We start from the raw sequence: 25,778 nt of genomic DNA, 5'->3' as shown, positions 1-25,778 counted from the left end.
GATAATCTGATCTTGGAATTCCTGCATTCAAATTCCATGTATTCATCGTTCCGGCCCCATCGCCGGTTATTGACTTTACGGCCTGGCAAGGCCTTTTCACCTGAAGGATTTCAACATGAGCCATACCGACCCTACCCAGCAGCGCATTGAGCAGATCGTCAAATCCAGCGATGTCGTGCTTTTCATGAAGGGCACGGCCCAGTTTCCGATGTGCGGTTTTTCCGGACGCGCCATCCAGGTGCTCAAGGCCTGTGGCGTGACCAAGCCCGCAACGGTCAATGTGCTGGAAGACGAAGGCATCCGCAATGGCATCAAGGAATACAGCAACTGGCCGACCATTCCCCAGTTGTATGTGAAAGGCGAGTTCGTGGGCGGCTCCGACATCATGATGGAGATGTACCAGAACGGTGAACTCCAGGAAATGCTGGGCACCCCTCAAGCCTGAACAAAAAAACGCCCGTGATGGGCGTTTTTTTGTTGTTCAGTTCAGCGGGTATAGCCTGCGCAAGCACCGGCATTGACCCTGCCCTTGCACTCGCGCTTCAGGCGGAGGCTTCGCTCCCTGGTCGTTTCCGCGGAACCCGGCAGGAACCGGATCTGGCCGCGAGCACCGGCCTTTTTCTGGGTCTTGGCTGCAACCGCCTTGCCGCCTGAATCAGAGGCTGGCGTACCGGCATGGGCGCTGCCGATCAGCGCGGCGACCATGAACAGCACGGTCCAAACCGGCCGCGGCACGATATGTTTCATTTTTATCTCCCTGTATCGATATGGTTACGCTGCAGCTCCTGCCTCATTTCCCGGTGTGACGGCCTGGGCAAGAGGCTTCAGTGCAGTTTTGGATCGCCATAGGGCTGGTCATCGGGCGGTGTATCGGCAGGCAGACGAAAGTCTTCGCTGGCCCAGGCGCCCAGATCAATGTTCTTGCAACGCTCGCTGCAAAAGGGACGAAATGGATTGCTGGACGCATAAACGCTGGGGCCACCGCAACCGGGGCACACCACCTGCTTGACAGTCAATGGGTCTTTTTTCATGGCTTGAAATAAGGCTGGAATAGCGCTGGATACCAAAGATGTGCCTGGCCGACGCAGTTCAGTTGCACAGCGTCAAATCGAACACCGTGTCGCCGGTGCTGGTATGCAGGCGGCCATCGCTTTCCTGGGACATGAAGCGCACCGACACCATCAGCCGGTTGCAGCTGATTTCGGGAATTACCGGCAAGCGGGAGTCCAGACGCAGCCGCAACAGCTGGAAAGTTCGCCCCTGTGGCAGCATTTGCTGGTATTGCCCGGCCGGCGCAATCACTTTTTGCGGCGCGCCCGAGTCGCGCACCATCTGGAGCAGCAGGCGCAGGGACTCAGCCAGCGGCACCAGCGGCGACACCCAGCGTTGCAGGTCATTCTGGCGAACATTAACCCCCAGATGCTGCCACGCATGGTAGGCGGGCAAATCAAATTCGCAGGTGCCGCCAGGAATGCCGACGCGGCTGCGAATGCTCATCAGCCAGTCGTTTTCCGTCAAGGACTGCCCGACCTTGCCCGGCAGCTCATTGAGGCTGGCAAAACAGCTGTCGAGCTGGGCGGTGATGTCGTCGAGCACCTGCTCGGAAATGACCGGATTGCCGCGATAGCCATTGAGCTGATGCTTTTGCTTTTCAATATCCTTGAGCACATCGGTTTTCAGATCTGCCCGCGCGCCCACATCCATGATTTCAAAAATGGTGGTCAGCGCATGGTGATGGTCGATGGCGCTTTCCCGCTTCACCAGTTCGGCCAGGCGAAAAAACAGGTGCTCGAGCCGCAGATAGGTACGTATGCGCTCGTTAAAGGGATGCTCGTAAAGAATCACGGAACTGGTTTTCCTGGCTTCAGTGGGTGTGTTTTGTCATCATAGCCCGAAGCGAGAAGCCAACTGGCATACCAGCCGCTCCAGGGCTTGCAGCGACAAATCCTCGTTACAAATACAGCTATCAGCCGCTGCCAGCCTTTGCGCGCGGCTGGCCTGTCCGGCGATGATCCTCTCGACCACCTCGCGCGCAAAGGCATTTCTAGCCATGACACGGGCAATTTGCGTCTCTTGCGTGCAGTCCACCACCAGCACACGGTCGAGCTGCTGACGCCAGCGCCCTGACTCCACCAGCAGGGGAATATCGAACAGGATGCAGGCGCGGCCGGCTTGCACGGCCGCATGCGCTTGCCGAATGGATTCCTGGCTGACTAAAGGATGAATGATGGCTTCGAGTTGCACCTTGATGGCCGGGTCACTGAAAGCCAGCTGGCGCATCCGGTCACGGTCCATCGCGCCCTCTGCCGTGATCGCCTGGGGTCCGAACTGGCTTCGCAGTTCACCGATTGCCGCCCCGCCGGGCGCTGTCAATTGCCGGGAAATCGCATCGGCATCGACCAGCGCAGCGCCACGGGCCACCAGCATGCCCGCTACCGTGCTTTTGCCACTGCCTATGCCGCCTGTCAGGCCAATGCGCTGAATAGGCGGATGCATCGGCTTATAACCCGACAAATTGAAGGATCGACTGCGGACCGAAAATCATGGCGGTAAAACCTGCCCCGGCCAAAAAGGGGCCAAACGGCACATAGCCGCCTTCGCGCAGGCCGCTGGAAAACTTCATCGCGATACCGATGATGGCGCCGATCACCGAAGCCATCAGGATCATGGGCACCAGCGCAGGCCAGCCAAACCAGGCGCCCAGCGCGGCAAAGAGCTTGAAATCGCCGTAGCCCATGCCTTCCTTGCCGGTTGCCAGCTTGAAAGCCCAGTAAACCAGCCACAGCGAAAGATAACCGGCCACCGCGCCCCATAAAGCTGCGGACAAGCTGACCGCCGGGTTCCACTGCAATGCCGCCGCAATCAGCCCCGTCCACAGCAGGGGCAAGGTCATGTCGTCCGGCAGCAGGGTAGTGTCCCAGTCAATCATCGCCAGCGCCAGCAGCACCGCGGAAAATCCGCACCAGACCAGCGTCGTCGGCGTCCAGCCCCAGCGCCAGGCGCAAAAGAAAAACAGGCTGCCCGTGACCGCTTCAACCAGCGGATAACGAACCCCATAGGGCGCGCCGCATGCCGAACACTTTCCCCGCAGGAAAAGGTAGCTGAACACCGGAATGTTTTCATACCAGCGAATCAGGTGGCCGCAACTGGAACACCGCGAACGTGGTATCAGCAGGTTGAATTTTTCAGCCGGCTCCGCTGGTGCACCCGTCAGTTCAGCACATTCCTGCGCCCACTGGCGCTCCATTATTTTGGGAACACGGTAGATGACGACGTTCAGGAAACTGCCGATCAGCAGGCCCAAAATCCCGGCGAGCACGGCGACAAGTCCCGGCTCCAGATCCGGCGCCATCAAACGACCGCACCCAGCTTGAAAATCGGCAGGTACATGGAAACCACGATGCCGCCAATCAGGGTGCCCAGAAATACAATGATGATGGGCTCCATCAGGCTGGACAGGCCGGCCACCATTTCATCGACTTCGGCTTCATAAAAATCGGCCGCCTTGCCCAGCATGTGGTCTACCGAGCCCGACTCCTCGCCAATGGCGCACATCTGCAGCACCATCGTGGGAAACAGGTTGGCATTGCCCATGGCCGCTGTCAGGCTGGTGCCGGTCGAGACTTCCTGCTGGATTTTCTCGGTGGCATCGGCATACAGGGAGTTCCCCGAAGCGCCGCCCACCGAGTCGAGGGCTTCGACCAGCGGCACGCCGGCCGCAAACATGGTGGACAGGGTACGGGTCCAGCGGGCGATCACGGACTTTTCTATCAGGCTGCCGAACACAGGCATTTTCAGCAGCAGCCGGTCCATGACTTTCTGCATTTTTTCACTGCGCTTCCAGGCCTGCAGGAAAAAATAAATACCGCCACCCACACCACCGAAAATCAGCCACCAGTAAGCCACAAAGAACTCGCTGATGGCCATCACGATGAGCGTGGGTGCTGGCAACTCGGCACCAAAGGAAGAAAACACCTGCTTGAATGCTGGAATCACGAAAATCATGATCACGGCCACCACGACAAAAGCCACCACCACGACAGAAGCTGGGTACATCAGGGCCGATTTGATCTTTGACTTGATGGCCTCTGTTTTCTCCATATAGATGGCCAGCCGGTCCAGCAGCGACTCCAGGATACCGGCTGCTTCGCCCGCTTCGACCAGGTTGCAGTACAGCGCATTGAAGTACATCGGGTATTTGCGGAAAGCACCGCTGAGCGACGTTCCTGTTTCCACATCCGTGCGTACATCGTTCAGCAGTTTGGTCACGCTGCCGTTGGGATTGCCTCGCCCCACAATGTCAAAGGACTGCAGCAGCGGCACGCCGGCCTTCATCATGGTGGCAAGCTGGCGGGTAAAGATGGCGATGTCGCGCGGCTTGATGGCCTTGCCCGAGCGCATGCGGCGTTTCTTGATCTTGCTCGCCAGCACGCCCTGCCGGCGCAGCGACACCTTGACCTGGTTTTCACCAGAAGCGCGAATCTCTCCGCGAACCTGTTTGCCTCCCCGGTCCTTGCCTTCCCATTCGAAAACAAATTCCTTGATGCCTTTTGATGCTGCGGTTGCCATGATGCCTTATCGTTGAATGGACAGTTTTTGGACCGTCGCGTCGCTGCTGCCAACAGCCAATGTTCCGGCTCTTAAAAACACCGGATCAAACATTGGTGCAGCCCAGAATTTCTTCCATTGAAGTCATTCCCAGTTTAACTTTGTACAAACCGGACTGGCGCAGGCTCCTGACACCTTCAGCCTGGGCCTGGGCTGCAATTTCCATGGCACTGCCATCACGCAGGACAATGCGCTGAATTTCCTCGGAAATTGGCATGACCTGGTAAATGCCCAAGCGGCCCTTGTAGCCGTTGTTGCACTTGTCGCAGCCCACCGGATGATAGGGCGTCCATGAGCCGTCCACTTCATCCTCTTTAAAGCCGGCCTCAAGCAATGTTTCACGCGGAATATCTATCGGGGTTTTGCAGTGCGGGCACAGGCGCCGCGCCAGCCTCTGGGCCGTAATCAGAATGACGCTCGACGCGATGTTGAAAGGCGCAATGCCCATGTTGCGCATGCGTGTCAGGGTCGTCGGCGCATCGTTGGTATGCAGCGTGGACAGAACCAGATGGCCGGTCTGCGCGGCCTTGATGGCAATGTCGGCGGTTTCGACATCGCGGATTTCGCCCACCATGATGATGTCCGGATCCTGGCGCAAAAAGGCCTTCAGGGCCACCGGAAAAGTCATTCCGGCTTTCTCGTTCATGCTGACCTGGTTCACGCCGGGCAAAGTGATTTCAGCCGGATCTTCTGCGGTGGCGATGTTGACGCCGGCGGTATTCAAAATGTTCAGGCAGGTGTAGAGCGACACGGTTTTGCCCGAACCCGTCGGCCCGGTGACCAGAACCATGCCGTAAGGCCGTTTGATGGCCTCCAGCAAGCGCTCCTTTTCAGCCGGCTCATAACCCAGCGCATCAATCCCCAGTTTGGCGCTGCTCGGATCCAGGATACGAATCACGATTTTTTCGCCAAACATGGTCGGCAGGGTACTGACCCGGAAGTCGATCACCCGGTCAGGACCAATCTTGAGCTTCATCTTGCCGTCCTGCGGCACCCGTTTCTCGGAAATGTCCAGCTTGGAAATCACCTTGATGCGCGCTGCCAGCTTTTCCTTGATGGCGACCGGCGGAGAAGAAATTTCACGCAACTCCCCATCGACCCGAAACCGGACCCGGTAGGAATGCTCGAAAGGTTCAAAGTGCAGATCGGAAGCACGCATGTTGAAAGCGTCTATCAGCATTTTCTGCAGGAACTTGACAACCGGCGCGTCTTCAACTTCCGACACGCTGGCTTCAGTGTTTTCTACACCGGGCGAATCCGCCATCTCCTCATCAAATTCGAAATCCGAGCCCACGATGTTTTCAATCGCTTCGGCAGCCGAGGCGTTGGAAACATCCACCAGCCGGGACAGCTTGTCGTATTCGGCAATGACCCAGTCCACGCCCAGCTGGGTAGAAAACTTGATTTTTTCCGCAGCACCCTGATCCGATGGATCAGCGGTTGCGACGATCAGTCGGTTGTTGCGCTTGCCCAGTACAACAATGCGGCAGGTCAGGCATATCTTGCTGTCGAGCAGGCCCTTGGGCAAACGCTGGTTGTCGATGGCATCCATGTCCACAAGGGGCGCGGCGAAGGACGTTGACATGAGGTGCGCCAGATCGAATGCCGACACCGCCCCTGAGCCTGTCAGCTCGGCAATGAAACTGGTTCGACTGGCTTGCGCCTTGAGAAAAATTTCCTCGGCCGCCTTTTGGCCCAGCTTGCCGGCAGCGATCAAGGCCCGGCCCAAGCCAGGCAATGCCATGGAAACTGGGGGTTTTATTGCGGTATCAGTGGCGGACATGGTTATCAATACAGACTCAAAACAGGCATCATCGCCGAATGATTACCAGGTGTAAATTAGGAAACATACCTGCTTTGGGTCTGGCGTTGCAAGCGTGCACAAAAACATGGGTAAATCGCCACAGTTCCAAGGATTTAAGCGCATGGGTGATGGTCAAGCAAAAAACATGCCTTTTCCGCTTCAAACCATTGATTTACAGGCACATCAAGCTATCATTAAAATAGCGTCATTGATCCAGTTGAGGCAATTCGAGCGTCAATTTTACCGATGCGCCCGTGGCGGAAGCCAATATCGCCCGGCGACCGCTCACTGATTCCAGCTTCATGCCATCATCGACCAGGGTACCTACGCGAATGGCCTTGGCCTCCTGTCCATCCACCGAAATCAAGGCTGCGCCGGCGCGCAATCGCCCCGCCACCACACCGACCAGCGCGTAGCGACTGATGGCAGGGGCAGCGCCTGACACCGGCGTGACAGGTGCCAGGCCGCCGCCCAGCGCACGGGCGATGGCCTGCGGAGTGACGGGAGAGGCCTGCGCCACGACCGGAGCCGCTGACGGTGTCTCTGGCCTCCATCCCTTAAGGCTCCAATAAGCCACGCTGGCAGCGGCCAATGCGGAAATGGCGAATGTCACAATCCTGGTAGACCATAGGCGGTAAACATCTGTCTGCATGGCGGGATTATCATTGAAGCCACTCTATGACTACACAAAATCTTCCCTTCCCGTCCATGCGGCGCCGCCTGTCAGCGGGTTTCACACTGATCGAGTTGATGGTGGTGCTGGTGATTATTGGCGTGCTGGCTGCCTTGATTGTTCCCAACGTACTGGAACGCGCTGACGACGCGCGCGCCACGGCCGCCAAAACCGACGTTAACAACCTGATGCAGGCGCTCAAGCTGTACAGGCTGGACAACCAGCGCTATCCCACGGCCGAACAGGGATTGCAGGCGCTGCTGGTCAAGCCCACAACCGGGCCCATCCCCTCCAACTGGAAATCCTACCTCGACAAACTGCCCAACGACCCGTGGGGCCGCCCCTACCAGTACCTGAACCCAGGCATCAAGGGCGAAATTGACGTGATGTCGTTCGGCGCAGATGGACAGGCCGGCGGCGAGGGAAAAAATGCGGATGTCGGCAGTTGGGACTGACATAGCTCCCACGCTTGTCGCTTCGCGTGCTGCGCTGCCCCCCGGGGGGACTGGCCTTGCCTGGGGCGGCCCGGCGCGGCTTGCACCGTCCAGGCGGATTTTCCATCGCGGATTCACACTGATCGAGTTGCTGATCGTGGTCGCCATCATGGCCATCGCGACGGCGGGCGTGGGGCTGGCGCTGCGTGACACGTCGGGTACGGCACTGGAACGCGAAGCGCAGCGGCTGGCGGTGTTGCTGGACTCAGCGCGGGCACAGTCCCGCATGACTGCCAATCCGGTCCGCTGGCGCGCCACTGCCAGCGGTTTCGCTTTTGAAGGGCTGACGGCGGGTTCGGCTTTTCCCTCCAGCTGGCTGGGCCCGGACGTTCGGGCAGCGAGCGCCAACGTCATCGTGCTGGGGCCTGAACCAGTGATCGGGCCGCAACAAATCCGTCTGGTGTCCATCTCGCAGCAGTCTCGCAGCCTGATCCTGGCGACTGACGGCATCCGGCCCTTTTCGGTATTGACGGACGGCGTTCCTGCGCCCGGTGCACGGTAATGCGGCGCTGCCGGCTCAAATCCCATGGTGTTCGCGGCTTTACGCTGATCGAAGTGCTGGTCGCGCTGGGCATCGTGGCGATTGCGCTGGCCGCCGGTGTGCGGGCCACGGCCTCGCTGACGCGCAATGCCGAGCGCCAGTCCGACTTGCTGCTGGCCCACCTGTGCGCGGAAAATGCGCTGGTCAGCGTGCGCCTGTCGCGGCAAATGCCGGCGGTCGGCGACAACACCAGTGGCTGCGAACAGGCTGGCCGCAACCTGGCCGTGAGGCTGTCGGTGCAACCCACGCCCAACCCGAATTTTCTGCGTGTCGAGGCGCAGGTGCTCGACGGCGAGGCGCGAATCCTGGCGCTTTCCACCATCGTGGGAAGGTACTGAACATGACCGCCAGGCTTGCCGCCTCGAATGCTGCGCGGCTTCGTGCGCGCGTTCGTGGCTTCACACTGATCGAACTGCTGGTAGCCCTGGCCGCAATGGCGCTGATGGCCGGCCTGAGTTGGCGCGGGCTCGATGGCATGGTGCGGGCACAGTCGCAGATTCAGCAACGCGCTGATGCGGTGCTGACCCTGCAGGCCGGGCTGACGCAGTGGTCGGCGGACCTGGACGCGCTGATGCAGTTGCCCCAGACACAAACGCTGGATTGGGACGGGCGCGGCCTTCGCATCGTTCGCCGCAGCACCGTCCAGCCCGGTGACGGCGTGCTGGTGGTGGCCTGGGCGCGCCGCAATGTGAACGGCAAGGACCAGTGGCTGCGCTGGCAGTCGCCGCCGCAATTTTCCCGCAGCGAGCTGCAAACGGCATGGGCCCGTGCCGCGCAATGGGCACAAAACCCGGGCGATGCGGAAAAAAGGGACGAAGTCCGCATCACGCCGCTTGAGCAGTGGCAAATCTTCTACTTTCGCGGAAATGCCTGGACCAACCCATTGTCCAGCGACAACACCAGCCAGCCAGCTCCAAACACGGCCCCACCCGTACCGGCCGATCTGGCGCTTCCCGACGGTGTGCGGCTGGTATTGACCCTGCCGGCTGGCGAAGCCATCAACGGCATCATCACGCGGGACTGGGTGCGTCCGGCGCTGGCAGGCGCCAAGTCATGAGCTTGAGTTCCCACGCTTGTCGCTGCGCGTACTGCGCTGCCCCCCGGAGAGGCTGGCCTTGCTTGGGGCGGCCCCGCCAGGCAGGCGCGGCCCTGCTCACGGCGATGCTGACAGTCGCGCTGGTGGCCAGCCTGGCGGCGGGGGCTTTGTGGCAGCAGTGGCGCAGCGTGGAGGTCGAGGCCGCCGAGCGCGCGCGGGTGCAGTCGCTCTGGGTGCTGACGGGCGCGCTGGACTGGGCGCGCCTGATCCTGCGCGAGGATGGCCGCTCGGGCGGGGCCGACTACCTGTCCGAACCCTGGGCCGTGCCGCTTGAAGAAGCCCGGCTATCGACCTTTCTGGCGGCGGACAAAACCAGCGTCCCAGACGACGACGCCAGCGCCTCGCAAACCTTCTTATCGGGACAGATCACTGATCTGCAGGCACGCCTGAACGTGACCAGCCTGGTGGACAGCGCCAAGGTGTCGGAGCCTTCGCTGAAAGCCTTTGCGAAACTCTTCGATCTGCTCAGCCTGCCCCGAGGCGAACTGGCGACGCTGGCTGAAAATTTGCGCCTTGCGCTCAATACCGATCCCGAGAACGAGGCCGACCCGCTGGCGCCCCTTTTGCCGCAGCGGGTTGATCAGCTGGTCTGGCTGGGCCTGTCGCCGGCCAGCCTGGCCGTGCTGCGCCCCTACATCACACTGCTCCCGGTACGCACCCCGGTCAATATCAATACCGCCAGCGCCACCGTGCTGTCCGCCTGCATCCCGTCGCTGGACATGGCGCAGGCCCAGCGGCTGGTGAACATGCGCCAGGCCAACCACTTCCGGACACTGGCCGAAGTGACCGCGCAACTCGGCCAGACGGCCGTGCCGCTCAATGACGCGCAGCACAGCCTGAATTCACGTTTTTTCGAGGTCCAGGGGCGGCTGCGGATGGACCAGATCGTGGTGGAAGAGCATTCGGTGGTACAGCGCGACGTGACTGATGTGAAGACCTTATGGCGTGACCGGGGCGCTTCGGCTCGGGAAATCCGCACTCTACAATGAACCTCTGAATCTTCCCAAGCATGACCACCCTGATCGTCACCCTTTCCCGGGAACTTCCCACAGCGGCCACGCTTTGCGAAGGCGTTTTGAGCGCTGACGGGCGTACCGTTTTGCGTACCGTCGAGGCACCCGCGACCTTGTTGCCTGCAGCCTCTGGCGCGGAAATCGTGGCCGTGGTGCCTGCTTGCCGGCTGTCCTGGCACCGGCTTGCCTTGCCAAAGGGCGCGCTCAAGGGCGGGGTGTTCCACGAAGGCAATTCGGGGCGGCTGCGTGCCGTGCTCGACGGGCTTCTGGAAGACAGCGTGCTCGACGAAACCAGCCAGCTGCATTTCGCCATCGAGCCGCATCCGCGCACCGATGAACCGGTGTGGATAGCCGCCTGCGACAGGGCCTGGCTGGATTCCTGGCTGGCGGCACTGGCCCAGGCCGGGCGGCCGGTCGCGCGCATCGTTCCCGAACTGACGCCAGGCGCAGGCGACGCATCCGGCAATTCCTCGCTGTACATCACCGGCACACCCGACCATGCCCAGCTGATGCGGACCGGACCCGACGGTGTGACCCTGCTGCCGCTTTCGGTGGCGACCGCCGCGCTGATAGCCTGGCCCGAAGAGGCCGAGGTGTTGGCCGAACCCGGCGTGGCGGCACTGGCGGAACACTTCTTCAACCGTCCCGCCACCCTGCAGACCGCGCCCGAACGCTGGCTGGCGGCGACGCAGTCGGGCTGGGATCTGGCGCAGTTCGACCTGCGCTACACGCGTGGCACGCGGACCCGCAAGCATGTGTCGGCCATGGTGTCCTCGCTGTTTCGGGCGCCGCGCTGGCGCGCCGCGCGCTGGGCCGCCGCGCTGCTGGTTGGCGTCAACCTGGTCGGCCTTCAGGCCTGGGCCTGGAAAGAGCAGTCCGCCCTGGCAGCGCAGCGCGCCGCCATCCGCGATACCTTGACCAGCACCTTTCCCGAAGTGCGCGTGGTGGTCGATGCACCGCTGCAGATGGCTCGCGCCGTGGCCGACCTGCAACGCCGCAATGGCGCCGCCTCATCGGCTGACCTGGAAACCATGCTTGCGAATTTTCAGGCTGCAGCACCCAACCTGCCTGCACCATCAGCTATTGATTTCATAGCAGGCGAACTCCGCTTGAAAGGACTTGATGCATCGTCCGCCGTCGTGGCCGATATCTCCGCCCGGCTGCGGCCCCAGGGCTACAGTGTCCGGCCGGACGCAGGCGGCCTGCTGATGAAAGAGGAGCGCCTTCCATGAGCCTGACCTCCGCTGTTGCGCCGCTGCGGGCGCGCTGGACCGGACTGCCGGGCCGTGAAAAAAACCTGATCCGGCTGGCCGTGCTGCTGGTGCTGGCCTTCCTGCTCTGGCAGTTCAGCGTGGCGCCGGCACTGGCCACCTTGCGCAGCGCCGATGCGCAGGCCCAAGCCCTGGGCGCGCAGTTGCAGCGGATGCAGGCCATGCAGAGTCAGGTGCAGGCCATCCAAAAGCAGCCCCCACTGGGCTTTGACGAGGCAGTGCGCGCCCTGACCGCTGCCACCAAGCAGACGCTGGGCGCCACGGCCCAGCTTGGCGTGGCGGGCGAGCGCGCCAGCATCACCCTGAAAGAAGCCTCTCCCGACGCACTGGCCGAGTGGCTGGTGCAGGCGCGCCTCAATGCCCGCTCGGTGCCGGTCGAGGCCCGGCTGGTGCGCGGCGCGACCCCGGGCGGCACGGCCTGGAATGGCGTGCTGGTGATGGGCCTGCCTGCCGCCCGCTAGCCAAGACCATGGCATACACCCCTTCCGTGGCCCCAGGCTCTGCCTTTGCCCCCTGGCGCTGGGCGATGGCGGGCGCCCTTGCCGGATTGATACTGGCACTGGTCTTGTTCGCCCCGGCCCGCTGGCTGGCCGCGCTGGTCCGTCAGGCCAGCGGCGAACATGTGCTACTGGATGGCCCCCGTGGCGGTTTTTGGCAAGGCTCGGCGCAACTTGTCCTGTCGGGCGGCGCTGGCAGCCGTGAGGCCGTGGCGCTACCCGGCCAGCTGACCTGGACCATCCGTCCGGCCTGGAACGGCCTGAATGTTCAACTGAACGCCGAATGCTGCATGCAGCAGGCGCTGCAGCTTCAGGCCAGGCTCGCAGGCTGGAGCGGCGTGCAACTGACGCTGTCCGACAGCCAGTCGCAATGGCCCGCCGGGCTGCTGGCCGGCCTGGGAACCCCCTGGAACACCGTGCAGGCGCAAGGCCAACTGGTCGCTTCAACCCAGGGTTTCAATGCCCGCTGGGCTCAGGGCCGGCTCATCCTGGCCGGCCGCCTGCAACTCGACGCCACACGGATCTCGTCCCGCCTGTCCACCCTGCAGCCCATGGGCAGCTACCGCCTGCTGCTCCAGGGCGGCAATCCTTCGACGCTGGAGCTGAACACCCTTGAAGGCAAGCTGCAACTCACCGGCCGGGGCCAGTGGGTCGGCCAGCGTTTGCGATTCGATGGCGCTGCCAGCGCCACGCCCGAGAGCATCGATGCGCTTTCGAATCTCCTGAACATCATTGGGCGGCGCAACGGCGCAACCGCCATCATCAAAGTAGGTTAACGCCGCATGAAACATCCGATCAGCAACACCCGCCAGCTCGCTATTATTTCAATAGCTACCAGCGCCCTACTGGCGTGCGGAACAGGCATATTTCCTTCAAATCTACAGGCTCAGCCGCAAGTCGCCTCGCCGCCGTCGCCGTCCGAACCCCGGCGCGGCGAAGCCATCACCCTGAACTTCGTCAACGCCAACATCGACGCGGTGGCCCGCACCATGGCCACGCTGACCGGCCGCAACGTGGTGGTCGATCCGCGCGTCAAGGGCACGATCACGCTGACGACGGAACGCGCGGTCAGCCCGGCGGCGGCCTACAGCCAGTTTCTGGCCATACTGCGGCTGCAGGGCTTTACCGTGGTCAACGCAGCCGGCCTGGACAAGATCGTTCCCGAGGCCGATGCCAAGCTGCAGGGCGGCGCGGTATCGACCAACGTGCCGGTGGGCGGCGGCCAGATTGCCACCACCATCTTCAAGCTCAGCTTCGAGAACGCCAACAACCTGCTGCCCATCCTGCGGCCGCTGATCAGCCCCAACAACACCATCAATGTCAACCCCGGCAACAATTCGCTGGTGATCACCGACTATGCCGACAACCTGAACCGCCTGGCCCGCATCATTGCCGCGCTGGATGTGGCCAACGCCACCGATGTCGAGCTGATTCCGGTGCGCTATGCGTCGGTGACCGACATCGCGCCACTGCTGACGCGCTTGCTCGACAGCAGTGCCGGCGGCGTGGCGGCGACCGCCGAAGCCAGCTATAAAACGACGGTGCTGGCCGAGCCGCGCAGCAATTCGCTGATTGTTCGCGCCGCCAACGGCGCACGCCTGGAACTGGTGAAGTCGCTGCTCAAGACCCTGGACACGCCGACGCTGAACGGCCCCAACGGCGATGCCGGCAACATCTATGTGGTGTACCTGAAAAACGCCGACGCCGCCAACCTCGCCACCGTGCTGCGCGCCGCCATGACCGGAACGTCCAGCGGCGGCTCGGGCTCGACCAGCCTGGCCACGTCCCAGGGCAATGCATCGGCCATGACCACGTCAAGCCAGCCCGGCGGGGCGGCGGGAGGCAACCAGAGCAGCGCGGCGACAGCCCCGATCACGCCCAGCGCGGGGCCGTCCACCGGCGGGCAAATCCAGGCCGACCCGGCGACCAACTCACTCATCATCACCGCCTCCGAGCCGCAATACCGCCAGCTGCGCGCCGTCATTGAAAAGCTTGACGCGCGGCGGGCGCAAGTCTATGTGGAAAGCCTGATCGCCGAGGTCAACATGGACAAGGCGGCCGAGTTCGGCATCCAGTGGCAGGGGCCCATCGGCGGCAAGGGCGACAGCCTGATCGGGCTGCTGGGCACCAACTTTGGCAGCAGCGGCAAAAACATCATCCAGTCGGCCATCGGAGCGGCCAGCGGCACCCCGCTGGCACCCGGCACAGGCCTGAACCTGGGCGTCGCGGCGCGCAGCAACGGCGTGTATTTCCTGGGTTTTCTGGCCAACTTTTTGCAAACCTCGGGCGCTGGCAACATCCTGTCAACGCCCAACCTGCTGACGCTGGACAACGAGGAAGCCAAGATCATCATCGGGCAGAACGTGCCTTTCGTGACCGGGCAATTCACCAACACCGGCAGCGGCGGCAGCAACGGCAGCGTCAACCCGTTCCAGACCATCGAGCGCAAGGACGTCGGCCTGACCTTGCGGGTCAAGCCGCAGATCAGCGAAAACGGCACCGTCAAGATGGCGATCTTCCAGGAAGTCTCCAGCGTGCAGCCGGGCTCGGTCAATTCAGTCACCGGCCTGATCACCAACAAGCGCTCCATCGAGTCGCATGTGCTGGTCGAGGACGGCTCCATCATCGTGATCGGCGGGCTGCTGCAGGACGAGTTCGCGGGCAACCAGGAAAAGGTGCCGGGGCTGGGCGATGTGCCGGTGTTCGGCAACCTGTTCAAGTCCGAGAGCCGCAGCCGCAAGAAGACCAACCTGATGGTGTTTTTGCGGCCGGTGGTGGTGCGCGACGGGGCCGCCACGAGTGCCCTGTCGATGGACCGCTATGAGTTCATGCGCACCAACCAGCAGCAGACGCAGCCGCTCAACAGCGCCCTGGTGCCAGTCAATGAATCGCCGGTATTGCCGGCCATCGCCCCCGCCCGGCCGGAGCAAGCGCCTGCCCAGCCGGCTTCTCAACAGCTTTTCCAGTCGGCGCCTCTGCCTCCGGTGACTGACCGATAAGCCATGGAGCATCCCGCCCACTACCCCCTGCCCTATGCGTTTGCCCGCAGCCAGCAGTTGCTGCTTGAGGACTTTGGCGGCGACCTGACGCTGTGGCTGCACAGCCTGGGCACACCCGAAACGGCGGGCGCCGTGAGCGAGGTGATGCGCAAGTTCGATGTGCAGCACATCAACGTCGAGGCGCCCGAGTTGCTCCAGCAGCGCATCAGCGCCGCCTATTCCCAGAGCGAATCCAGCGCCGCCACCGTCATCAGCGAGGTTGAAAGCGACGTCGATCTGTCGCGCATGATGCAGGCGCTGCCCGCCATCGAGGACTTGCTCGAAACGTCCGACGACGCGCCCATCATCCGCATGCTCAACGCGCTGCTGACGCAGGCCGTGCGCGACGGCGCCAGTGACATCCACATCGAGCCCTACGAGCGCCATTCCAGCGTGCGCTTCCGGGTCGATGGCTCGCTGCGCAACGTGGTGCAACCCAACCGGGCGCTGCATGCCGCATTGATCTCGCGCCTCAAAATCATGGCCGAACTCGACATTGCCGAAAAACGCCTGCCGCAGGACGGCCGCATCTCGCTGCGCATCGGCACGCGGGCGGTCGATGTGCGCGTCAGCACGCTGCCCAGCGCCCACGGCGAGCGCGCTGTGCTGCGGCTGCTCGACAAGAGCGGCGACCGGCTCAACCTGGAAGCCGTCGGCATGCAGGGCGATGTGCTGTCGCGCTTCGAGCACCTGGTGGCCCAGCCGCACGGCATCATCCTGGTGACCGGCCCGACCGGCTCGGGCAAGACCACCACGCTGTATGCGGCGATGGAGCGGCTCGATACCCGGCGCCAGAACATCATGACGGTGGAAGACCCGATCGAGTACGAACTGGCCGGCGTCGGCCAGACGCAGGTCAACGCCAAGATCGACCTGGACTTCGCCAAGGCCCTGCGCGCCATCCTGCGCCAGGATCCGGACGTGATCATGATCGGCGAGATCCGCGACTTCGAAACCGCGCAAATCGCCATTCAGGCTTCGCTCACAGGCCACCTGGTGCTGGCCACGCTGCACACCAACGACGCCGCCAGCGCCGTGACCCGGCTGACCGACATGGGCATCGAGCCCTTCCTGCTCAGTTCGTCGCTGCTCGGCGTGCTGGCGCAGCGGCTGGTGCGCAAGGTCTGCGTGCATTGCAAAGGCGCCGGCTGCCCGAGCTGCGGCCAGACCGGCTACCAGGGCCGCACCGGCGTGTTCGAACTGCTGGCAACCGACGACGCCATCCGGGCGCAGATCCATCACCAGGCCGCCGAAGCCGACCTGCGCGAAGCAGCGCTGAAGAACGGCATGACGCTGATGCGCGACGACGGCGAGCGGCTGGTGCAAGCCGGCATCACCACGCGCGAGGAACTGGTGCGGGTGACCCGCGACTGACCATGCCAGCCTATTCATTCGAAGCCCTGACCGCCGAGGGCAGCACCCGCAAGGGCATCATCGAAGCCGACACCGCCCGCTCCGCGCGCAGCATGCTGCGGGCGCAGGCGCTGGTGCCGCTGGCGGTCGAGCCCGTCGGCGCCGCCACCAAGGCCGGCCAGCCGGCAAACGCTTCGGGCTGGAACGCCACGCTCTGGAGCAAGCGCGTCTTCAATGCCACGGCGCTGGCCATCTGGACGCGACAGATCGCCGGCCTGGTGACTTCGGGCCTGCCGCTGGAGCGGGCACTGACCGCGCTGGCCGACGAATCCGAAAACATTCCCCAGCGCCACCTGGTCGCCAACCTGCGCGCCGAAGTCAACGGCGGCACGCCGTTTGCCACGGCGCTGGCCCAGCATCCGCGCGAATTTTCAAATACCTACTGCGCCGTGGTCGGCGCCGGCGAGCACAGCGGCAATCTGGGCATGGTGCTTGAACGCCTGGCCGACGACCTGGAGCAAAGCCAGGAACTCAAGGCGCAGCTGGTGGGCGCGGCGCTCTACCCGGCCATCGTGACGCTGGTGGCCATCGCCATCGTGATGTTCCTGCTCGGCTACGTGGTGCCGCAGGTCGCGCAGGTGTTTGCCGGCAGCAAGCGCGCGCTGCCGGTGCTGACGGTCATGATGCTGGGCCTGGCGGGCTTTGTCCGCAACCAGGGCTGGCTCATTCTTTTAACTCTCATAACGATAGCGGCCGGTTTCCGGCTGGCATGGTCCAGCGCCTCTTTTCGTGAAAAATTCGATGCCTTCTGGCTGACGCTGCCGATTCTGGGAAAGCTCTCGCGGGGCTACAACGCCGCCCGTTTTGCCGGCACGCTGGCGATGCTGGCGGGCGCCGGCGTGCCGATCCTCAAGGCCTTGCAGGCGGCGGCGGACACGCTGTCCAACCGCGCCATGCGCGCCGATGCGCTCGATGCGCTGGTGCTGGTGCGCGAAGGCACGCCGCTGGCCTCGGCGTTGTCGCATAAAAAGCGCTTTCCGGGACTGCTCAGCATGTTTGCCCGCCTGGGCGAGCAGACCGGCCAGCTGCCGCTGATGCTGGACCGTGCCGCCCGCCAGCTCGGCACCGAAGTGCAGCGCCGCGCGATGCAACTGGCCACCCTGCTGGAGCCACTGCTGATCGTGGCCATGGGCCTGGTCGTGATGCTGATTGTGCTGGCCGTGCTGCTGCCCATCATTCAACTCAACCAGTTGGCAAAGTGAGCAATATGATAAGTCGTTTGTCCAAAAGTGGGGTACGCTGCCCCTCATGACCTTACCTAAACTGAACAAGCCTTTCGCGATGATTCGGGAGTTCCACCTGGCCGACTGGTTCACGCTGGCCAATGCCGTCTGCGGCACCGGTGCCTTGTTCTCCATGATGACCTACCTGCAGATGAACGACGTCAGGCATGTCTTCTTTGCCTGCGGATTGGTTCTGGCGGCCTTGATCTTTGATGTACTCGATGGACGAATCGCCCGGTGGCGCCAGAAAACCTCGGCCATGGGGCGTGAACTCGACTCTCTGGCTGACGTCATTTCCTTTGGCGTGGCTCCGGCCCTGATTGCTTACGGCTGCGGCATGCAGGGCCTGTACGACCGAATCATCCTGACAGGCTTTGTCGCCTGCGGCGTGTCTCGCCTAGCGCGCTACAACGTGACAGCCGAGTCCCTGTCTGGCGGCGAGAACAAGGTGAAATACTTCGAGGGAACGCCTATCCCGACATCGCTGTTGCTCGTCATGGTGATGTTCGTTGCCGCCTGGCAAGGCGCACTGCATGAGTCGCTGTGGTTCGGGCAGGTCGTGATTGGCGGCTTCACGCTTCACCCACTGGTGCTGTTGTTCGCGCTTTCGGGCTCATTGATGATCAGCCGGATACGGTTCCCAAAGCTTTGAGACTGCGCAGTTGCCTGTGCCTGCAGCGTGGCTCCGACGGGTTTGGGCAACGCCGCCTTCTTATAAAGAAAAACCTGGTCGGGGTGAGAGGATTCGAACCTCCGGCCTCTACGTCCCGAACGTAGCGCTCTACCTGGCTAAGCTACACCCCGACTTGCCTCGATGCTCAGGAGCGCCTCGCCAGTAATTGGGAAGCCAGTTGCTCCAGAGCATGACTGTAAGGGTTTTGGGGCAGGTTTTGCAAGGCATTCAGCGCACGCAGGGCCTCTGTAGCGGCCGCGTCCCGGGTGGCCCGCAGGGCTCCGGTCTTCTGAACGATGTTAATGACCTGCGCCATCTGCTCAGTGCCACCGGTTTCAATCGCCTGCCGGATGGTGGCGCGCTCGGCCTGGGTGCCGCGTTGCATGGCGATGATCAGGGGCAGCGTCACCTTGCCTTCGCGCAAGTCATCGCCCAGGTTTTTCCCCATTTCCAAAACCTCGCCGTCATAGTCGAGTACATCGTCAATCACCTGAAAAGCGGTACCCAGCGCCTGTCCGTACTCGGCGCAATGCTGCTCAACGGCCGGGGAAGATTGAGCCAGCAAGGCCGCCAGCCGGGCGCTGGCCTCGAACAGCTTGGCCGTCTTGGAGCGAATGACCCGCAGATAGCCCGCTTCGGTCAACCCGGCATCGTGCATGTTCATGAGTTGCAGCACTTCTCCCTCGGCAATCACATTGGTCGCTTCGGCCAGGGTCTGCATGATGCGCATGTCGCCGACTTCCACCATCATCTGGAAAGCCCGGGAATACAGAAAATCTCCCACCAGAACACTGGCCGGGTTGCCAAAAATCTCATTGGCCGTAGAGCGGCCACGGCGTAGCGTGGACTCATCAACGACATCGTCGTGCAGCAAGGTGGCGGTGTGAATGAACTCCACCACCGCCGCGAGGTTGAAGCGCTGGGCGCCCCGATAGTCCAAAGCGCCGCACATCAGCAGCACCAAGGCCGGCCGCAGACGCTTGCCGCCCGCAGCGATGATGTATTGCGATACCTGGGCGACCAGCGGAACTTCGGATTGAAGCCGGCGGGCAATGACCGCATCCATGGCTCTCATATCGTCGGCGATCAGGGCAAGGGCAGCAGCGGTACTGGAAGAATTGGCAGACAAAGGGAAGTCCCGACGTTAAGTGTGGGCAGATTATAGAAAGTCCGACTGCCCGCATTAAGCGCTCAGACTACAGACAAACTTGCCCGGCTGTACATTTTTTAGGCATGATGCTAGAATCTTAGGCTCTGTGGAAATCCGTCCGCAGAACTCAATTTACGAGGGTTTACATGTACGCGGTCATAAAAACCGGCGGCAAACAATACAAAGTTGCTGCTGGAGAAAAAATTAAAGTAGAACAGATTGCTGCGGACGTAGGCCAAGAGATCGTTATTGACCAGGTATTGGCTGTCGGCGAAGGCAGTTCAATCAAGGTTGGTACGCCCTTGGTTTCCGGCGCAACTGTTACTGTCACGGTGCTGTCTCACGGCAGGCACGACAAGGTTCGCATTTTCAAAATGCGCCGTCGCAAGCACTATCAGAAACGCCAGGGTCACCGGCAGAACTTCACTGAACTGCAAATCGGCGCCATCGTCGGCTAATCAGTTCAGTACCAGGAGTAACGAAAAATGGCACAGAAAAAAGGCGGCGGCTCTACGCGAAACGGGCGTGATTCACAGCCCAAAATGCTGGGCGTCAAGAAATTTGGCGGCGAAGTCATCAACGCAGGCAGCATCATCGTGCGCCAGCGTGGCACGCAGTTCCACCCAGGCGTCAATGTCGGCATCGGCAAAGACCACACCCTGTATGCACTGGTTGACGGTCAAGTCTCCTTTGCCATCAAGGGTTCGATGAACAAGCGCACTGTCAATGTGACTGCAGCGTAAGCTGATCACTTCGATGGCATCGAAGCCCCGACCTGTCGGGGCTTTTCTGTTTCTAAACTGCCCCCACATACACGGCCTTACTGAGGCCATCCCATCATGAAATTTGTTGACGAAGCTTATATTGACATTGCCGCCGGCGATGGCGGGAGCGGCTGCGTCTCGTTCAGCCACGAAAAATACAAAGAGTTCGGTGGCCCGAACGGGGGCGATGGCGGGCGCGGTGGCCATGTGTACGCGGTGGCGGATATCAACCTGAACACCCTGGTGGATTTCCGGTTTTCACGCCGGCATGAAGCCCGCAATGGCGGACACGGCATGGGCTCGGACATGTTCGGCGCCAAGGGCGACGACATCATCCTGAAAATGCCGGTCGGCACCATCCTGACCGATGCTGAAACCGGCGAAGTTCTTTTTGAGTTGCTGGTGCCCGGCGAGCAGATCCTGATCGCCAAGGGCGGCGACGGCGGCTTTGGCAACCTGCGCTTTAAAAGCTCGACCAACCGCGCGCCGCGCAGCAAAACGCCCGGCTGGCCCGGCGACCGCAAAAGCCTGAAGCTCGAACTGAAGGTGCTGGCCGATGTCGGTCTGCTGGGCATGCCGAACGCCGGCAAGTCCACCTTCATCTCGGCCGTCTCCAACGCCCGGCCACGCATTGCCGACTACCCTTTCACCACGCTGCACCCCAACCTGGGCGTGGTCCGGGTCGGTCCCGAGCAAAGCTTTGTGGTGGCCGATTTACCTGGTTTGATTGAAGGCGCTTCGGAAGGCGCAGGCTTGGGACATCTCTTTTTGCGGCACCTGCAGCGCACCCGCCTGCTGCTGCATATTGTGGATCTGGCCCCGTTTGATGAAGGCGTGGATCCGGTGGCGCAGGCCAAGGCCATCGTCGGCGAACTCAAGAAATACGACGAGGCGCTGTATAAAAAGCCGCGCTGGCTGGTGCTCAACAAGCTCGACATGATCGATGCGGACGAGCGCGCCGCCGTTGTCAAGGATTTCGTCAAGCGCTTCAAATTCAAGGGCCCGGTCTTTGAAATTTCAGCGCTGACCCGCGAAGGCTGCGAGCAGCTCGTCAAGACGATTTACCAGCATGTCAAGAAAGTCCAGAAAAGCGAACAGCCCGAGGAAGAAGTCGATCCACGCTTTATCGAGCTGCCGCCCGAGCCAGCAAAGCCGGCATCGTCCGACTGATGCCAGCCCGCTTTCTGGCCTGCACTGAATCCTGGTCGCTATATAAACAATAGCTGCTTGCGCCCGCCCCTATTGCGCAAAAGCCTTAAAACACTTAAAAATGCACGATCCTTTAGGCAATCCTGTTCTGCGCAACGCCAGACGCATTGTGGTCAAGGTAGGGTCCAGCCTGGTGACCAACGAAGGCCGCGGCCTGGATGCCATCGCCATCGGCCAGTGGTGCGAGCAACTGGCTGCCCTGATCAAGGACGGGCGCGAAGTCATTATGGTGAGCAGCGGCGCGATTGCCGAAGGCATGAAGCGGCTCGGCTGGAGTCTTCGCCCCAAGGCCATACACGAACTGCAGGCGGCCGCTGCCGTCGGCCAGATGGGCCTGGTGCAGATGTATGAAACCAAGTTGCGCGAAAACGGCATCGGCAGCGCGCAAGTCCTGCTGACGCATGCCGACCTGGCCGACCGCGAGCGCTACCTCAATGCCCGCTCTACCCTGCTGACCCTGCTGCAACTGGGCGTGGTGCCGGTCATCAACGAGAACGACACCGTCGTCAATGACGAGATCAAGTTTGGCGACAACGATACCCTGGGCGCACTGGTGGCCAACCTGGTCGAAGCCGATGCGCTGATCATCCTGACCGACCAGAAGGGCCTGTACACCGCCGATCCGCGCAAAGACCCTGCGGCGCAGTTTGTCCATGAAGCCAAAGCGGGCGATGCAGCGCTGGAAGCCATGGCGGGCGGTGCCGGTTCGAGCATTGGCCGGGGCGGCATGATCACCAAAATCCTGGCGGCCAAACGGGCAGCCGGTTCCGGCGCCTCGACGGTGATTGCCTGGGGCCGCGAGCCCGAGGCGCTGATACGGCTGACCCAGGGCGAGGCGATTGGCACGCTGCTGGTGGCGCAAACCCAGAAGACACAGGCGCGCAAGCAATGGATGGCCGATCACCTGCAACTGCGTGGTTCGGTGACTGTGGACCCGGGCGCCGCCAGCATGGTGCAGGTCGGCGGCAAGAGCCTGCTGCCCATCGGCATGACCGGTGTTCAGGGCGATTTCTCACGCGGCGACGTGATTGCCGTCAAGGATGCGGACGGAGTAGAAATAGCGCGCGGCCTGGCCAATTACTCCAGTGCCGAAGCCCGGCTGATTTGCCGGAAAGTTTCCTCGGAATTCGAAAAACTGCTCGGCTATACCGGCGAGTCGGAAATGGTTCACCGCACCAACCTCATCCTTAGCCGCTGAAGCAGGCGTTGCTGCCTCCAGCACCATGGGTGCATCAACGCTTACGGCGTCATCCCGAAATTTGGATTTTTCAGCCGCCTGACCAATGCATTCACCGACAGCGGCAGGGCCGCGTTGTCGCAGGCTCCCGCCTGGGCAAATCGCAGCGCATGTTTGGAGGGCATGTTGCCAAATAGGGGGCGCCACTCCGGATCACTGACCATGCTCCAGCGCCCTTCGGGAGAATAACGGGCATAGGTCTTGAATTCACCGGTAGAGCAGCGCAGCCCCTCATACATCACGTTGCGCGCGCCGCTGGCGCTGCTGGCCACCATCACATAGCGCACCACGCCATCGCTTTTCGAAATGCTGATGGACGCCGGATCGACCCCATAAACCAGTGATGAGTTGGGTGACACCTCAAAGATGACCAGCTTGCCGACATCAAAAGCCGGTGGCGGCGGGACTTCGGATTCTTTCCACTCAGCATCTTCGACCGCAAACTGCGCCCAGACCGCACTGCTCAGGCTGAGTAAAAGCCCACAGGCGAATAAAGAGGCGGGCTTGAATTTCATGTTTTTTTCGTTGGCGCATTCACGCCAAAACTGGTCTGCGGATCAGGCTCAAAAGTGGCGCCGGGAGGCAACTCGAATGGAGCGCCCGGCCTGGTGGCGTAGGAAGGAATGCCACCTGCGGCAGGAAATGAACCTGGCTCGCCAGACTGATTGGCCAGCAGGTCGCGCTGGTGCAGGCCGCCGCGCAAATAGCGGTTGCGCTGCTCCGGACGCGCATCGAAGCGGAACTCGCAACGCGGCACGAAGCGCGACAACTCGGTCAACGCCATTTCATACACGCCTCGCTTGAACTCCACCACGACATCGAGCGGCACCCAATAGTCGTTCCAGCGCCAGGCATCAAACTCGGGGTGGTTGGTTGCACGCAGGTTCAAATCCCAGTCGTGACCGACCAGTTGGAGCAAAAACCAGATTTGCTTCTGGCCTTTGTAGTGTCCACGCGCATCACGGCGGATGAACCGGTCAGGCACCTCATAGCGCAACCAGTCTCGGGTACGGGCCAGCACCTGAACGTGCTGTGGGTGCAGTCCGACCTCTTCATGCAACTCGCGGAACATGGCTTGTTCGGGATTTTCGCCCCGATCAATGCCGCCCTGCGGGAATTGCCATGAGTGGGTACGGATGCGTTTGCCCCAAAATACCTGACTTCTCTGGTTGAGCAAGATGATGCCGACATTGGGCCGAAAACCGTCCCTGTCAAGCATAATCAAACCTCAAATTTTTTAAACTGAGTCCATTATGCACAGCGAAGGCGCCCCCGCCAAGCGCACAGCCGGACGACAGTCTCCAAACCCAGAAAAATAGCCCATGAAAGCCTCCCAGTTCTTCATTTCCACCCTCAAGGAAGCACCCGCCGACGCGGAAATCGTCAGCCACCAGCTCATGATGCGCGCCGGCCTGATCAAAAAGCTGGGCGCCGGCATTTACAACTACATGCCCATGGGCCTGCGCGTGATCCGCAAGGTCGAAGCGATTGTTCGCGAGGAAATGAACCGCGCCGGCGCTATCGAAATGAGCATGCCGGTCATCCAGCCGGCCGAACTCTGGCAGGAAACCGGGCGCTTCGAAGCCATGGGACCGGAGTTGCTGCGCATCAAGGATCGTCATGGCCGCGATTTCGTGGTCCAGCCGACCAGCGAGGAAGTCGTTACCGACGTGATGCGCCAGGACATCCGCAGTTACAAGCAGTTGCCTAAAAACCTCTACCAGATCCAGACCAAATTCCGCGACGAGCGCCGGCCGCGTTTTGGCCTGATGCGTGGGCGCGAATTCATCATGAAGGACGCCTACAGCTTCGACCGCGACCAGACCGCCGCCAAGGTCAGCTACCAGAACATGGCGGAGGCTTATCGCCGGATTTTTGACCGCTTTGGCCTGACCTACCGCGCAGTCGCGGCGGACAGCGGTGCGATTGGTGGCGATCTGAGCGAGGAATTCCAGGTGATTGCCGCCACCGGCGAAGACGCCATCGTCTACTGCCCGACCAGCGACTACGCGGCCAATATGGAAAAGGCCGAAGCGCTGGCCCCCGCGGGTCCGCGCCCGGAAGCATCGCAAGCGCTGGCCAAAACGCCAACGCCGGGCAAGGCCACCTGTGCCGATGTCGCCGCGCTGCTCGGCATCCCGCTGAAAACCACCGTCAAGTCACTGGTGCTGGCCACGGACCTGACCAATGAAGCCGGTGAAGTGGTCAAGACGCAGGTCTGGCTGCTGCTGCTGCGCGGCGACCACGACATGAATGAAATCAAGGTCGGCAAGGTGCCCGGCCTGGATGCCAGCTTTCGCTTTGCCAGCCTGGCCGAAATTGACGATCACTTTGGCTGCGAACCGGGCTACCTGGGACCGCTGAGCCTGAAAAAACCGGTAAAGCTGGTCGTGGACCGCGAAGTCGCCGTGATGGCCGACTGGGTCTGCGGCGCCAATGAAGCCGATTTCCACATCACCGGCGTCAACTGGAGCCGCGACCTGCCCGAACCCGACCTGATCGCGGACATCCGCAATGTGGTCGCCGGCGACCCATCGCCCGACGGCAAGGGCCTGCTGGCCATCGAGCGCGGCATTGAGGTCGGCCATGTGTTCTACCTCGGCACCAAGTACAGCCGGGCAATGAACGCCACCTTCCTGGGCGAAAACGGCAAGCCGCAATTCCTGGAAATGGGCTGCTACGGCATTGGCATCACCCGCCTGCCGGCAGCGGCCATCGAACAGAACCACGACGAGCGCGGCATCATCTGGCCGGACGCGATTGCGCCGTTCACCGTGGTGATCTGCCCGATCACGCCTGAGCGTTTTCCCGATGTCAAGGCCGCTGCCGACAAGCTGTACAGCGAGTTGCTCGGTGCCGGTGTGGATGTCATCCTGGACGACCGGGGCGAGCGGCCCGGCGCCATGTTTGCCGACTGGGAACTGATCGGCGTGCCGCACCGCGTCACCATTGGCGACCGAGGCCTCAAGGAAGGACACATCGAATACCAGCACCGCCGCGACACGGCGGCCAGCAAGGTCGAGGCTGCGGCCGCGTTCGATTTCCTCAAAGGCAAACTGGCCCTGTAAAGGCTG

General features: G+C 62.0%; 29 protein-coding genes and 1 tRNA gene. 18 read left to right on the top strand and 12 right to left on the bottom strand.

What is annotated here, in order from left to right:
- The first annotated feature begins 115 nt into the window (after nt 1–115).
- Nucleotides 116–445, top strand: coding sequence for a Grx4 family monothiol glutaredoxin (grxD, locus tag PNAP_RS03835; RefSeq protein WP_011800187.1), 330 nt, complete (start codon nt 116–118; stop codon nt 443–445).
- Nucleotides 446–486: 41 nt separating this feature from the next.
- On the opposite strand, the gene PNAP_RS03830 is transcribed toward grxD, so the two are convergent.
- The 8 genes from PNAP_RS03830 to PNAP_RS03795 form a co-directional block, all read right to left on the bottom strand.
- The gene (locus PNAP_RS03830; protein WP_011800186.1) at nt 487–747 is read right to left on the bottom strand and encodes a hypothetical protein; all 261 of its coding nucleotides are present in this window, start codon (nt 745–747) and stop codon (nt 487–489) included.
- 77 nt (nt 748–824) lie between these two features.
- Nucleotides 825–1,031 carry a DNA gyrase inhibitor YacG gene (locus PNAP_RS03825; RefSeq protein ID WP_011800185.1) on the bottom strand — a complete coding sequence of 69 codons (207 nt, stop codon included), beginning with the start codon at nt 1,029–1,031 and terminating at the stop codon, nt 825–827.
- Between the two features lie 58 nt (nt 1,032–1,089).
- Nucleotides 1,090–1,845 carry a cell division protein ZapD gene (gene zapD, locus PNAP_RS03820; RefSeq protein WP_011800184.1) on the bottom strand — a complete coding sequence of 252 codons (756 nt, stop codon included), beginning with the start codon at nt 1,843–1,845 and terminating at the stop codon, nt 1,090–1,092.
- Between the two features lie 39 nt (nt 1,846–1,884).
- On the bottom strand, nt 1,885–2,496 hold the full coding sequence (gene coaE / locus PNAP_RS03815) for a dephospho-CoA kinase (RefSeq protein ID WP_011800183.1): 612 nt from the start codon (nt 2,494–2,496) through the stop codon (nt 1,885–1,887).
- A 4-nt stretch (nt 2,497–2,500) separates the two neighbouring features.
- Entirely contained in the window at nt 2,501–3,352 is an 852-nt protein-coding gene (locus PNAP_RS03810; RefSeq protein ID WP_011800182.1) for a prepilin peptidase, read from the bottom strand.
- Nucleotides 3,352–4,569 carry a type II secretion system F family protein gene (locus PNAP_RS03805; RefSeq protein WP_011800181.1) on the bottom strand — a complete coding sequence of 406 codons (1,218 nt, stop codon included), beginning with the start codon at nt 4,567–4,569 and terminating at the stop codon, nt 3,352–3,354. The genes PNAP_RS03810 and PNAP_RS03805 overlap by 1 nt, the downstream gene beginning before the upstream one ends.
- An 85-nt stretch (nt 4,570–4,654) precedes the next feature.
- The gene (gene pilB / locus PNAP_RS03800) at nt 4,655–6,391 is read right to left on the bottom strand and encodes a type IV-A pilus assembly ATPase PilB (RefSeq protein WP_011800180.1); all 1,737 of its coding nucleotides are present in this window, start codon (nt 6,389–6,391) and stop codon (nt 4,655–4,657) included.
- 226 nt (nt 6,392–6,617) lie between these two features.
- On the bottom strand, nt 6,618–6,932 hold the full coding sequence (locus PNAP_RS03795) for a hypothetical protein (RefSeq protein WP_232290748.1): 315 nt from the start codon (nt 6,930–6,932) through the stop codon (nt 6,618–6,620).
- Nucleotides 6,933–7,090: 158 nt separating this feature from the next.
- Between PNAP_RS03795 and gspG the strand changes: the two genes are divergently transcribed.
- From gspG to pssA, 12 genes are read left to right on the top strand one after another with little or no spacing between them, the layout of a single operon-like run.
- Complete coding sequence (gspG, locus tag PNAP_RS03790) at nt 7,091–7,540, top strand: type II secretion system major pseudopilin GspG (RefSeq protein WP_041376506.1); 450 nt, start codon at nt 7,091–7,093, stop codon at nt 7,538–7,540.
- 34 nt (nt 7,541–7,574) lie between these two features.
- A complete protein-coding gene (locus tag PNAP_RS03785; RefSeq protein ID WP_408633749.1) occupies nt 7,575–8,081 on the top strand; it encodes a prepilin-type N-terminal cleavage/methylation domain-containing protein in 507 nt (168 codons plus the stop codon).
- Complete coding sequence (gene gspI, locus PNAP_RS03780) at nt 8,081–8,458, top strand: type II secretion system minor pseudopilin GspI (protein ID WP_011800176.1); 378 nt, start codon at nt 8,081–8,083, stop codon at nt 8,456–8,458. Before PNAP_RS03785 ends, gspI begins: the two co-directional genes overlap by 1 nt.
- A gap of 2 nt (nt 8,459–8,460) precedes the next feature.
- Nucleotides 8,461–9,177: a PulJ/GspJ family protein gene (locus tag PNAP_RS03775; protein WP_011800175.1), complete on the top strand. Its 717-nt coding sequence runs from the start codon at nt 8,461–8,463 to the stop codon at nt 9,175–9,177.
- Nucleotides 9,174–10,205 carry a type II secretion system minor pseudopilin GspK gene (gene gspK, locus PNAP_RS03770; protein WP_011800174.1) on the top strand — a complete coding sequence of 344 codons (1,032 nt, stop codon included), beginning with the start codon at nt 9,174–9,176 and terminating at the stop codon, nt 10,203–10,205. Before PNAP_RS03775 ends, gspK begins: the two co-directional genes overlap by 4 nt.
- Before the next feature lie 20 nt (nt 10,206–10,225).
- The gene (gene gspL / locus PNAP_RS03765) at nt 10,226–11,461 is read left to right on the top strand and encodes a type II secretion system protein GspL (protein ID WP_011800173.1); all 1,236 of its coding nucleotides are present in this window, start codon (nt 10,226–10,228) and stop codon (nt 11,459–11,461) included.
- Nucleotides 11,458–11,961 (top strand): type II secretion system protein GspM, encoded by a 504-nt coding sequence (gene gspM, locus PNAP_RS03760; protein WP_011800172.1) that lies wholly within the window; start codon nt 11,458–11,460, stop codon nt 11,959–11,961. The genes gspL and gspM overlap by 4 nt, the downstream gene beginning before the upstream one ends.
- 8 nt (nt 11,962–11,969) lie before the next feature.
- Entirely contained in the window at nt 11,970–12,773 is an 804-nt protein-coding gene (locus PNAP_RS03755) for a type II secretion system protein N (RefSeq protein ID WP_011800171.1), read from the top strand.
- A gap of 6 nt (nt 12,774–12,779) precedes the next feature.
- Nucleotides 12,780–14,996: a type II secretion system secretin GspD gene (gene gspD / locus PNAP_RS03750; protein ID WP_011800170.1), complete on the top strand. Its 2,217-nt coding sequence runs from the start codon at nt 12,780–12,782 to the stop codon at nt 14,994–14,996.
- Between the two features lie 3 nt (nt 14,997–14,999).
- Nucleotides 15,000–16,409, top strand: a complete 1,410-nt coding sequence (locus PNAP_RS03745) for a GspE/PulE family protein (RefSeq protein WP_011800169.1) — start codon at nt 15,000–15,002, stop codon at nt 16,407–16,409.
- A 2-nt stretch (nt 16,410–16,411) separates the two neighbouring features.
- The gene (gene gspF, locus PNAP_RS03740; protein WP_011800168.1) at nt 16,412–17,650 is read left to right on the top strand and encodes a type II secretion system inner membrane protein GspF; all 1,239 of its coding nucleotides are present in this window, start codon (nt 16,412–16,414) and stop codon (nt 17,648–17,650) included.
- A gap of 46 nt (nt 17,651–17,696) precedes the next feature.
- A complete protein-coding gene (gene pssA / locus PNAP_RS03735) occupies nt 17,697–18,323 on the top strand; it encodes a CDP-diacylglycerol--serine O-phosphatidyltransferase (protein WP_011800167.1) in 627 nt (208 codons plus the stop codon).
- 75 nt (nt 18,324–18,398) lie between these two features.
- On the opposite strand, the gene PNAP_RS03730 is transcribed toward pssA, so the two are convergent.
- Together PNAP_RS03730 and PNAP_RS03725 are read right to left on the bottom strand one after the other, a co-directional pair.
- Nucleotides 18,399–18,475 (bottom strand) — tRNA-Pro (locus tag PNAP_RS03730).
- A 14-nt stretch (nt 18,476–18,489) separates the two neighbouring features.
- Nucleotides 18,490–19,473 carry a polyprenyl synthetase family protein gene (locus PNAP_RS03725; protein WP_011800166.1) on the bottom strand — a complete coding sequence of 328 codons (984 nt, stop codon included), beginning with the start codon at nt 19,471–19,473 and terminating at the stop codon, nt 18,490–18,492.
- Between the two features lie 167 nt (nt 19,474–19,640).
- Between PNAP_RS03725 and rplU the strand changes: the two genes are divergently transcribed.
- The 4 genes from rplU (at nt 19,641) to proB (ending at nt 22,665) form a co-directional block, all read left to right on the top strand.
- The gene (rplU, locus tag PNAP_RS03720; protein WP_011800165.1) at nt 19,641–19,952 is read left to right on the top strand and encodes a 50S ribosomal protein L21; all 312 of its coding nucleotides are present in this window, start codon (nt 19,641–19,643) and stop codon (nt 19,950–19,952) included.
- A gap of 27 nt (nt 19,953–19,979) precedes the next feature.
- On the top strand, nt 19,980–20,237 hold the full coding sequence (rpmA, locus tag PNAP_RS03715) for a 50S ribosomal protein L27 (RefSeq protein ID WP_011800164.1): 258 nt from the start codon (nt 19,980–19,982) through the stop codon (nt 20,235–20,237).
- A 96-nt stretch (nt 20,238–20,333) separates the two neighbouring features.
- Nucleotides 20,334–21,428 carry an Obg family GTPase CgtA gene (cgtA, locus tag PNAP_RS03710; protein WP_011800163.1) on the top strand — a complete coding sequence of 365 codons (1,095 nt, stop codon included), beginning with the start codon at nt 20,334–20,336 and terminating at the stop codon, nt 21,426–21,428.
- Nucleotides 21,429–21,528: 100 nt separating this feature from the next.
- Nucleotides 21,529–22,665, top strand: coding sequence for a glutamate 5-kinase (gene proB / locus PNAP_RS03705; protein ID WP_011800162.1), 1,137 nt, complete (start codon nt 21,529–21,531; stop codon nt 22,663–22,665).
- A 41-nt stretch (nt 22,666–22,706) separates the two neighbouring features.
- On the opposite strand, the gene PNAP_RS03700 is transcribed toward proB, so the two are convergent.
- Nucleotides 22,707–23,219 (bottom strand): CNP1-like family protein, encoded by a 513-nt coding sequence (locus tag PNAP_RS03700; RefSeq protein WP_011800161.1) that lies wholly within the window; start codon nt 23,217–23,219, stop codon nt 22,707–22,709.
- The gene (locus PNAP_RS03695; protein ID WP_011800160.1) at nt 23,216–23,923 is read right to left on the bottom strand and encodes an RNA pyrophosphohydrolase; all 708 of its coding nucleotides are present in this window, start codon (nt 23,921–23,923) and stop codon (nt 23,216–23,218) included. Before PNAP_RS03695 ends, PNAP_RS03700 begins: the two co-directional genes overlap by 4 nt.
- A 103-nt stretch (nt 23,924–24,026) precedes the next feature.
- Between PNAP_RS03695 and PNAP_RS03690 the strand changes: the two genes are divergently transcribed.
- The gene (locus PNAP_RS03690; protein ID WP_011800159.1) at nt 24,027–25,772 is read left to right on the top strand and encodes a proline--tRNA ligase; all 1,746 of its coding nucleotides are present in this window, start codon (nt 24,027–24,029) and stop codon (nt 25,770–25,772) included.
- Nucleotides 25,773–25,778: the final 6 nt, after the last annotated feature.

Source organism: Polaromonas naphthalenivorans CJ2 (assembly GCF_000015505.1).
GTDB lineage: Bacteria > Pseudomonadota > Gammaproteobacteria > Burkholderiales > Burkholderiaceae_C > Polaromonas > Polaromonas naphthalenivorans.
The sequence above is the reverse complement of the archived record's forward strand: the minus strand, read 5'-3'. Positions and strand labels throughout refer to the sequence as shown.

What these genes read in the sequence shown, in the direction of transcription:
- grxD (WP_011800187.1), top strand. Translation starts at nt 116, where the DNA reads ATGAGCCATACCGACCCTACCCAGCAGCGCATTGAGCAGATCGTCAAA.
- PNAP_RS03830 (WP_011800186.1), bottom strand. Translation starts at nt 747, where the DNA reads ATGAAACATATCGTGCCGCGGCCGGTTTGGACCGTGCTGTTCATGGTC.
- PNAP_RS03825 (WP_011800185.1), bottom strand. Translation starts at nt 1,031, where the DNA reads ATGAAAAAAGACCCATTGACTGTCAAGCAGGTGGTGTGCCCCGGTTGC.
- coaE (WP_011800183.1), bottom strand. Translation starts at nt 2,496, where the DNA reads ATGCATCCGCCTATTCAGCGCATTGGCCTGACAGGCGGCATAGGCAGT.
- PNAP_RS03810 (WP_011800182.1), bottom strand. Translation starts at nt 3,352, where the DNA reads ATGGCGCCGGATCTGGAGCCGGGACTTGTCGCCGTGCTCGCCGGGATT.
- PNAP_RS03805 (WP_011800181.1), bottom strand. Translation starts at nt 4,569, where the DNA reads ATGGCAACCGCAGCATCAAAAGGCATCAAGGAATTTGTTTTCGAATGG.
- pilB (WP_011800180.1), bottom strand. Translation starts at nt 6,391, where the DNA reads ATGTCCGCCACTGATACCGCAATAAAACCCCCAGTTTCCATGGCATTG.
- gspG (WP_041376506.1), top strand. Translation starts at nt 7,091, where the DNA reads ATGACTACACAAAATCTTCCCTTCCCGTCCATGCGGCGCCGCCTGTCA.
- gspI (WP_011800176.1), top strand. Translation starts at nt 8,081, where the DNA reads ATGCGGCGCTGCCGGCTCAAATCCCATGGTGTTCGCGGCTTTACGCTG.
- PNAP_RS03775 (WP_011800175.1), top strand. Translation starts at nt 8,461, where the DNA reads ATGACCGCCAGGCTTGCCGCCTCGAATGCTGCGCGGCTTCGTGCGCGC.
- gspK (WP_011800174.1), top strand. Translation starts at nt 9,174, where the DNA reads ATGAGCTTGAGTTCCCACGCTTGTCGCTGCGCGTACTGCGCTGCCCCC.
- gspL (WP_011800173.1), top strand. Translation starts at nt 10,226, where the DNA reads ATGACCACCCTGATCGTCACCCTTTCCCGGGAACTTCCCACAGCGGCC.
- gspM (WP_011800172.1), top strand. Translation starts at nt 11,458, where the DNA reads ATGAGCCTGACCTCCGCTGTTGCGCCGCTGCGGGCGCGCTGGACCGGA.
- PNAP_RS03755 (WP_011800171.1), top strand. Translation starts at nt 11,970, where the DNA reads ATGGCATACACCCCTTCCGTGGCCCCAGGCTCTGCCTTTGCCCCCTGG.
- gspD (WP_011800170.1), top strand. Translation starts at nt 12,780, where the DNA reads ATGAAACATCCGATCAGCAACACCCGCCAGCTCGCTATTATTTCAATA.
- PNAP_RS03745 (WP_011800169.1), top strand. Translation starts at nt 15,000, where the DNA reads ATGGAGCATCCCGCCCACTACCCCCTGCCCTATGCGTTTGCCCGCAGC.
- gspF (WP_011800168.1), top strand. Translation starts at nt 16,412, where the DNA reads ATGCCAGCCTATTCATTCGAAGCCCTGACCGCCGAGGGCAGCACCCGC.
- pssA (WP_011800167.1), top strand. Translation starts at nt 17,697, where the DNA reads ATGACCTTACCTAAACTGAACAAGCCTTTCGCGATGATTCGGGAGTTC.
- rplU (WP_011800165.1), top strand. Translation starts at nt 19,641, where the DNA reads ATGTACGCGGTCATAAAAACCGGCGGCAAACAATACAAAGTTGCTGCT.
- rpmA (WP_011800164.1), top strand. Translation starts at nt 19,980, where the DNA reads ATGGCACAGAAAAAAGGCGGCGGCTCTACGCGAAACGGGCGTGATTCA.
- cgtA (WP_011800163.1), top strand. Translation starts at nt 20,334, where the DNA reads ATGAAATTTGTTGACGAAGCTTATATTGACATTGCCGCCGGCGATGGC.
- proB (WP_011800162.1), top strand. Translation starts at nt 21,529, where the DNA reads ATGCACGATCCTTTAGGCAATCCTGTTCTGCGCAACGCCAGACGCATT.
- PNAP_RS03700 (WP_011800161.1), bottom strand. Translation starts at nt 23,219, where the DNA reads ATGAAATTCAAGCCCGCCTCTTTATTCGCCTGTGGGCTTTTACTCAGC.
- PNAP_RS03695 (WP_011800160.1), bottom strand. Translation starts at nt 23,923, where the DNA reads ATGCTTGACAGGGACGGTTTTCGGCCCAATGTCGGCATCATCTTGCTC.
- PNAP_RS03690 (WP_011800159.1), top strand. Translation starts at nt 24,027, where the DNA reads ATGAAAGCCTCCCAGTTCTTCATTTCCACCCTCAAGGAAGCACCCGCC.